Source organism: Pseudomonas sp. RP-B7 (genome assembly GCF_059803535.1).
This window is the reverse complement of record NZ_JAPFHC010000052.1, coordinates 20,527-27,224: the sequence shown is the minus strand read 5'-3', so window position 1 is coordinate 27,224 and position 6,698 is coordinate 20,527. Positions and strand designations below refer to the sequence as shown.

7 protein-coding genes are annotated in these 6,698 nt (G+C 63.4%); 1 reads left to right on the top strand and 6 read right to left on the bottom strand.

Annotation, left to right across the window (positions count from 1 at the left end; translation table 11 throughout):
- Positions 1-93: 93 nt before the first annotated feature.
- A complete protein-coding gene (locus OPU96_RS28125; protein ID WP_226457820.1) occupies positions 94-1,152 on the bottom strand; it encodes a diguanylate cyclase in 1,059 nt (352 codons plus the stop codon).
- A gap of 82 nt (positions 1,153-1,234) precedes the next feature.
- Positions 1,235-1,867 carry a LysE family translocator gene (locus OPU96_RS28120; RefSeq protein ID WP_192301151.1) on the bottom strand — a complete coding sequence of 211 codons (633 nt, stop codon included), beginning with the start codon at positions 1,865-1,867 and terminating at the stop codon, positions 1,235-1,237.
- A 124-nt stretch (positions 1,868-1,991) separates the two neighbouring features.
- Between OPU96_RS28120 and OPU96_RS28115 the strand changes: the two genes are divergently transcribed.
- Positions 1,992-3,407, top strand: coding sequence for an aminotransferase-like domain-containing protein (locus OPU96_RS28115; protein WP_226457821.1), 1,416 nt, complete (start codon positions 1,992-1,994; stop codon positions 3,405-3,407).
- Positions 3,408-3,411: 4 nt separating this feature from the next.
- Here the strand turns inward: OPU96_RS28115 and OPU96_RS28110 are convergent, their stop codons facing one another.
- Genes OPU96_RS28110 through OPU96_RS28095 form a run of 4 tightly spaced genes read right to left on the bottom strand, consistent with a single transcriptional unit; the run spans position 3,412 to position 6,664 of the window.
- Positions 3,412-4,077 (bottom strand): methionine ABC transporter permease, encoded by a 666-nt coding sequence (locus OPU96_RS28110; protein ID WP_226457822.1) that lies wholly within the window; start codon positions 4,075-4,077, stop codon positions 3,412-3,414.
- On the bottom strand, positions 4,074-4,820 hold the full coding sequence (locus OPU96_RS28105) for a methionine ABC transporter ATP-binding protein (protein ID WP_498560137.1): 747 nt from the start codon (positions 4,818-4,820) through the stop codon (positions 4,074-4,076). The genes OPU96_RS28110 and OPU96_RS28105 overlap by 4 nt, the downstream gene beginning before the upstream one ends.
- Positions 4,817-5,611 carry a MetQ/NlpA family ABC transporter substrate-binding protein gene (locus OPU96_RS28100; RefSeq protein WP_192301147.1) on the bottom strand — a complete coding sequence of 265 codons (795 nt, stop codon included), beginning with the start codon at positions 5,609-5,611 and terminating at the stop codon, positions 4,817-4,819. Before OPU96_RS28100 ends, OPU96_RS28105 begins: the two co-directional genes overlap by 4 nt.
- A 15-nt stretch (positions 5,612-5,626) precedes the next feature.
- Positions 5,627-6,664 (bottom strand): isopenicillin N synthase family dioxygenase, encoded by a 1,038-nt coding sequence (locus OPU96_RS28095; protein ID WP_192301146.1) that lies wholly within the window; start codon positions 6,662-6,664, stop codon positions 5,627-5,629.
- Between the last annotated feature and the right edge of the window lie 34 nt (positions 6,665-6,698).

Sequence of the window (6,698 nt, the reverse complement as noted above, 5' to 3'; positions counted from 1 at the left end):
CAGCGGCCCCACCCCAGGCAACGCGTTTTTCAATCAGGTCCGGGTCGTGCTTGTTGGGGCTGCTTCGCAGCTCGGCGCGAGCAAGCTCGCTCACTACAGGGACCGCAACCAACTTACTTGTACTGAGCTGACGCGATTACGCCCGCTGCTCTTGGCTTCGTACAACGCCAGGTCAGCATCACTCAGCCAACTGATTGAATCCGCGTGCGTCGATTGGTACGGCGCCAAGCCGATGCTCAAGCTGGCCCGCAATGTCGGGTCCTGCGCATAGGCCAGCGCGTTGAACCGATCACGCAAGGCGTCCATCACTTCCGTCGCAAGGTTGAGGGGCATGCCTGGCAGGATCACGCAGAATTCGTCGCCGCCGTAGCGCCCCGCCAGGTCAGTGGCGCGCAGGTTCTGGCGCAGGACTTTGCTCAGTTGGCGCAGGACGATGTCGCCGGTAACGTGGCCGTAGGTGTCGTTGATGGTCTTGAAGTGGTCGATGTCGATCAGCGCAATGGCGCCGCCGGTCTGGTTGCGGCGGCAGCGTTGGAATTCGATTTCCAGCTGGTCTTTCCAGGCGCCGTGGTTGAGCAGGCCGGACAGGCTGTCGGTACGGCTCAGGGCCAGCAGTTCGCGTTTGTGCCGGGCCAGGGTGGCGGCCTGGCGGTAGCAGATCCAGCCCAGTGCCATGGGGTAGAGCATCAGCAGCGGCAAGCAGGCGTAGAGTTGGGCCTGGGTCGTCACGCCGATGAACGCCGGGGTGAATAGCAGCAGCGCTGTGCCGATGCCGAGGCCTTGGGCGGCCCAGCCAGCCAGCATGAAGCGTGCGCCGCCGATGGCGACATTGTTCATGGTCATCATTGACAGGCTGGTCACCGCTGGCAGCGGGTTGAAATGCATGGCACCGACCCAGAACCCGCCGCAAAAGGAGTCGATAAGCAAGTTGCGGCGTTCGCTGCCCAGGGCATGCTCGGCACGTCGCGAGAGCAGAAACGCCAGGTGCGGCCAGACGAAGGCGTTTACCAGCATCAGCGCCCATACCCACGGGTGCGGGTCCAGGGGGTACATCGCAAACGCCACGCACACAAAGCCGAGCGTCAGCCCCAGGGTGCGGGATTTATACAAGCGCGAAGCGAGCGGAAGTCCCTTTCCTCCGACGGCTGCCATGGTGAGGTGCAATCCTGAAGTATTGCTCGGAGTCTAACAGGGTAACGGCAAATCGCCACCACCCCTTATAAGCTCGCCGCAGTCAGTGGGAAAAGCCCCGCGCCAGCATCAATGCGACGCCCAGCAGCACCACGGCGGTGACCCGTTGCAGCAACACACGCCGCTTGGGGTTTTCGAGGACATGCTTGATGCGCTGCCCGAAGTAGCAATACAGGCAGCCACTGGCAAATTGCAGCAACAGGAAGGTCAGCCCGAGGATGGCGATGTCCGACGCCGAACTGTGCTCCCCTGCCCCGGCAAACTGTGGGAATACGGCGCTGAACATGATGATCGCCTTGGGATTGGAAAACCCGGTCAGCAGGCCCTTGCCGAACAGACTGCGGGCACCTTCCACGGCGCCGGCCTTATCCAGCGACACGCCACTGCTGGTCCACTGTTTGTACGCCAGGTACAGGATATAGGCCACGCCGACCAACTGGATGCCCTGGGTAATCGCCACGTTGCCCTTGATCAGTTCCGAAAAGCCCACGGCAAAGATCAGGATCGAAATCAGGTACGACACGCTGGCGCCAAGCTGCGCCGGGAGTGATCGGCGCAGGCCGTCGCGCAGGCCCAGGCTCAACAGCAGCAGGGTCATGGGGCCGGGACTGAAGGTCAGGGTCGCGCAAAACAGCAGGAAATAGACAAACGAAGAAAGCGTCAATGCGCTGGTCATGGCGGTCAGCCCTGGAGGAGAAGGCTTGCAGTCTAGGCAAGCGGCGTTGCGCAGGGCAGGTAAAGTCAGGCCTAATCCGCCCGGACTTTACCGGTAAAATCACCAGCAAAGATAAGGAAGCTGCATGTTGGTATCCGCCATCGCTTTTGTGCCGGGCACGCCCAAGGTGCAACAGATCGTCGAGACGTTCAGCCAGGCTATCGCGAACGGTGAATGGGCACCGGGCAGCCCGTTGCCGTCGGTGCGCGAGCTGAGCCAGACCCTGGGCGTCAGCAAGTTCACCCTCAATGAAGCGCTCGATCGCCTGCGCGGACGCAACCTGCTGACCTCCCGTCAAGGCCGTGGCTATTTCGTCGCGGTGGACAGCACCCGCCCCGCCTCGTCGACCTGGGTCGAGTTGCTGCCCCAGGACCTGCTCAGCGTGCTGCGCCGTCCCCTGGCTACGGTCTATGGCGAACTGCGCCCCGGCGGCGGCCACTTGCCAGAAGCCTGGCTGGACACCGAGGCCATCCGCCAGACCCTGCGCAGCGTGGTGCGTGCACCGGCGTTGCGCATCGCCGGGATGGGCACCCCGGCCGGGCTGTTACCGTTGCGCCAGGCCTTGCAGCAAAAGCTCCACGGTGAAGGCGTGTCGGTGCCGGTGGAGCAAATCATCACCACGCCCAACACTGTGCAAGGCCTGGACATGCTCATGCGCCTGCTCGCACGCCCTGGCGACACGGTGCTGCTGGACGCGCCGTGCTACTTCAACTTCCACGCCAACCTGGCCCTGCATGGGGTCAAGGTGCTGACAATCGAACGGCGCCCCGACGGCTTCGACTTCAGCGCCCTCGAACAGCTGCTGGCCGAACACCGCCCCAGCCTGTACCTGACCACCAGCGTGCTGCACAACCCCACCGGCCACTCCTTCAGCCCGAGCCAGGCGTTCCGGCTGTTGCAACTGACCCGGCAGTACCACTGCCATATCGTCGAGGATGATCTCTACGGCGACCTGCATCCCAACCCGCCACCGCGCCTGGCCGCACTGGCCGGGCTGGAGCAGGTCACCTACCTGTCGGGGTTTTCCAAGATCCTCAGCGCCAACACGCGCGTCAGCTATGTGGTGGCGGCGCCGCAACTGGCGGCCAACCTGACCAATATGAAGTTGATGAGCGGCGGCGTAACGTCCGAACTGTTCGAGCAGGTGGTGTACCGCATGCTCAGCGAAGGCAGTTACGCCAAGCATCGCAAGCGCATGCAACAACGCTTGATCGAGGCCGGTGCGCGGGTCGAGCAATGGCTCAAGCGCTGCGGTTGCGAACTGCCGACGCCGTATGAAGGCGGGATGTTTATCTGGGCGCACCTGCCACCGGGCGTCAACGGCGAACTGCTGGCCCAGGACGCGTTGAAACAGGGCATGGTGCTGGCGCCAGGCACCTTGTTCGGTTACGACCCCACGCGCCGCGACTCGATGCGCTTCAACGTGGCCCACAGCGATGAACCCCAGGCGCAGCAGGTATTCGAGGCCTTGCTGCTCAAGGCTTCACCGGCGCATCAGTGACGGCTCAGCGACGATGGGCCAGTGAGCGCACACAGCGGTCCCCCAGGCTTTGCACGCCCTGCACCAGCAGCACCAGCACAACCACCGTGACCACCATGATCTGGTTGTTGAAGCGCTGATAACCGTAGCGAATCGCCAAGTCCCCCAGCCCGCCGCCGCCGATCACCCCGGCCATCGACGAAAAACCGATCAACATCACCAGGGTCAACGTCACGCCGGCCACCAGCGCCGGCAAGGCTTCGGGCAATAACACCTTGAAAATCACATGGCGGATGTCACCACCCATGGCCACGATGGCTTCGATGCGGCCCTTGTCCACTTCGTCCAACGCGGTTTCGACGATGCGTGCAAAAAACGGAAAGGCCCCAATAGTGATAGGCACCACCGCCGCCGTGCTGCCCAAGGTCGTGCCGACGATCAGCCGTGTCAGCGGGATCAACGCAATCAGCATCACCACGAACGGCAACGAGCGCCCGAGGTTGATCACCGCGCCCAGCGCACGATTGAGGCGCGGCAACGGCAGCAGGCCATCGCGACGGCTGATAAACAGCAATACGCCCAGGGGCAGGCCGATCAACAAGGTAAACAACCCGGCCAATAGCACCATGTACAGGGTTTCGCCGGTGGCATTGAGCAGCAATTGCAGGATGTCATTCCAATCGGTCTTCATACCGCCCTCGCCACTTGCAGGCTCGGCGCCAGCGAACGACCAAGGCGCGACGCGGGGTCGGCCTGCAGTTGCAGCAGCGTGCCGCTTTCCACGACGCGGCCATCGGCCAGGGACACCGCGCTGTCGCAGATCGCCTTGACCACCTCCAGCTCATGGGTAATGAGCACGATGGTCACGCCAAGTTGCCGATTGATGTCACGCAGCAACTCAAGGATCGATGCGGTGGTTTCCGGGTCCAGGGCGCTGGTGGCCTCGTCCGACAACAGATACGCCGGGCGCGCCGCCAATGCGCGGGCAATGCCGACGCGCTGTTTCTGCCCGCCGGAGAGCTGCGAAGGAAACGCCTGGGCCTTGTCGCTCAAACCCACCAACGCCAACAACTCGGCGAGCCGCGCCGCGCGCTCGGGCTTGGGCACATTGCCGATCTCCAGCGGCACCGCGACGTTATCCGCGACGTTGCGCGAATGCAGCAGGTTGAAGCCCTGGAAGATCATGCCGATGCGCTGGCGTTGCGCACGCAGCGCCTTGCCCGTGAGTTGGGTGAGGTCCTGGCCATCCATCAGGATGCGCCCGGCGCTCGGCCGTTCCAGCAGGTTCAGGCAACGCAGCAAGGTGCTCTTGCCCGCGCCGCTGCGCCCGACGATGCCGAAGATCGAACCGTCGGCAATCTGCAACGACACGTTATCCAGCGCCGCCGGCTGGCCGTCGGCGTAGGTTTTGCTGACGCCGTCGACAACGATCATTCGGCCGCCACCGGGATCACCGAACCGGCGTATTTCTCGGTAATGAACTTGGCCACCTGGGGCGAACGCAAGTCCTTGGCCAACTGCTCGATGCGCGGGTCTTTGGCCAGTTTCGGCGTAGTCACCAGGATGTTGGCGTAGGGGTTGCCCTTGGCCGCTTCCAGGCCCAGCGCGTCCTTGGCCGGTTCCAGGCCGGCTTCAAGGGCGAAGTTGCCGTTGATCACCGCCAGGTCCACATCGTCCAGCGCACGGGGGATTTGCGGTGATTCGATCTCCAGGATCTTCAGGTGCTTGGGGTTCTCGGCGATGTCTTTCGGCGTGGCCTGGTCCTTGGCCGCATCGTTGAAACCCGGTTTGAGCTTGATCAGGCCATTGGCTTGCAGCAGGTACAGCGCGCGGCTGAGGTTGGTGACGTTGTTCGGCACGGCGACGGTGCCCTTGTCCGGCACTTGAGCGAAGCTGTTGTGACGCCGCGAATAAATGCCCAACGGCTCGATATGCACAGTGGCCGCGACGCTGAATTTCTGGCCGAGCGCCTGCTCCTGGGAATTGAGGTACGGCAAGTGCTGGAAGTAATTGGCGTCCACATCACCGTGGGCGAGCAGCTCGTTGGAGTTCACGCCGCTGGGAATCTCGATGATCTTGAGGTTCAGGCCCGGGTCGAGTTTCTGCACATATTCGAGGATCTGCGCATGGGGAATCGGGTCGGCGGCAACACGCAAGGCATCGGCGGCCGACACGCTGAATGAAGCGAGCAACACTGCCAGGGAAAGCGCGGTTTTTTTCAACATGGGGTGATCTCCTGATCAGGCGGACAGTGCTTGGGGCAGCGTGGCATCGGTATAAAAACGTTGGGCGACGTCGGGGTGCGAGCGCAGGCGGCCTTTGAGGTAGTTCCAACCGACGTCGCGCAGCAACGGGTTACGCGGGTCGCTTTCGGGGCCATGGGCGTCGCGCAGCAGTTCGGGCGCCAACTGGTACACCGGCACCACCGCGTCCAGTTGCGCGCCGAGGAAAAACGCCAGGGACAAACGCTCGCTGCCCAGCGGCGGCGAGACCACCCGGTGCACGGTGGCACGCAGGTAGCCGTTGCTTGCCAGTTCGAGCAATTCGCCGATGTTCACCACCAGGGTGTCGGGGCGCGGCGACGCGTCGATCCAACGGCCCTCTTCCACTTCCACCTGCAAGCCGGCTTGCTGGTCTTGCAGCAGGAAGCTGAGGAACCCCGAGTCTTTGTGCGCGCCGACGCCTTGGCGACTTTGCTGTGCATGGCGGCCGGGGTAGCGGATCAGCTTGATGTGTTCGTTGGGTTTGTCGCCGTACAGCGCGTCAAAGGCGTTTTCCGGCAGGGACAGGGCCTGGGCGAAGGCACGCAACAGGCGCAAGGCCATCTGGGTCATCGCCTGCTGCCAGCCGAGCACCAGTGGTTTGAGCTCAGGCAACGCCGCCGGCCATTGATTGGGGCCTTGCAGCCGGGCCCAAGCGGCCGGGTGTTGCGCCACGCTCAAGGGCTCGCGCTCGGCACCGACATCGAACTGTTCGCGCAGGTCCGGCTGGCCACGGGTGATCTCCGAGGCGGCACGGTTGTAGCCGCGAAAATGTGGCGAGTTGAGCATGCCGACGGCGAGTTTGTCGGCCTCGGGCAAGGCAAAAAATGCCCGCGCCTGCTGCTGCACCTCGGCCAGCAGCGCCGCGTCGATGCCATGGCCGGTGAGGTAGAAAAAACCGATATGCCGCGCGGCAAACCGCAGCTCATCGAGGAACTGCTGACGCTGCTGCGGGCCTGCGTCGAGCTGCGACAAGTCGAGCAACGGCAAGGTGGTGATTGACTGAAGCTGGGACATCGGCGGCTCACTCCATGAACGTCTATGGTGGGAG

Coding starts and splice junctions, on each gene's coding strand:
- OPU96_RS28125 (WP_226457820.1), bottom strand. CDS start 1,152: ATGGCAGCCGTCGGAGGAAAGGGACTTCCGCTCGCTTCGCGCTTGTAT.
- OPU96_RS28120 (WP_192301151.1), bottom strand. CDS start 1,867: ATGACCAGCGCATTGACGCTTTCTTCGTTTGTCTATTTCCTGCTGTTT.
- OPU96_RS28105 (WP_498560137.1), bottom strand. CDS start 4,820: ATGATCGTTGTCGACGGCGTCAGCAAAACCTACGCCGACGGCCAGCCG.
- OPU96_RS28115 (WP_226457821.1), top strand. CDS start 1,992: ATGTTGGTATCCGCCATCGCTTTTGTGCCGGGCACGCCCAAGGTGCAA.
- OPU96_RS28110 (WP_226457822.1), bottom strand. CDS start 4,077: ATGAAGACCGATTGGAATGACATCCTGCAATTGCTGCTCAATGCCACC.
- OPU96_RS28095 (WP_192301146.1), bottom strand. CDS start 6,664: ATGTCCCAGCTTCAGTCAATCACCACCTTGCCGTTGCTCGACTTGTCG.
- OPU96_RS28100 (WP_192301147.1), bottom strand. CDS start 5,611: ATGTTGAAAAAAACCGCGCTTTCCCTGGCAGTGTTGCTCGCTTCATTC.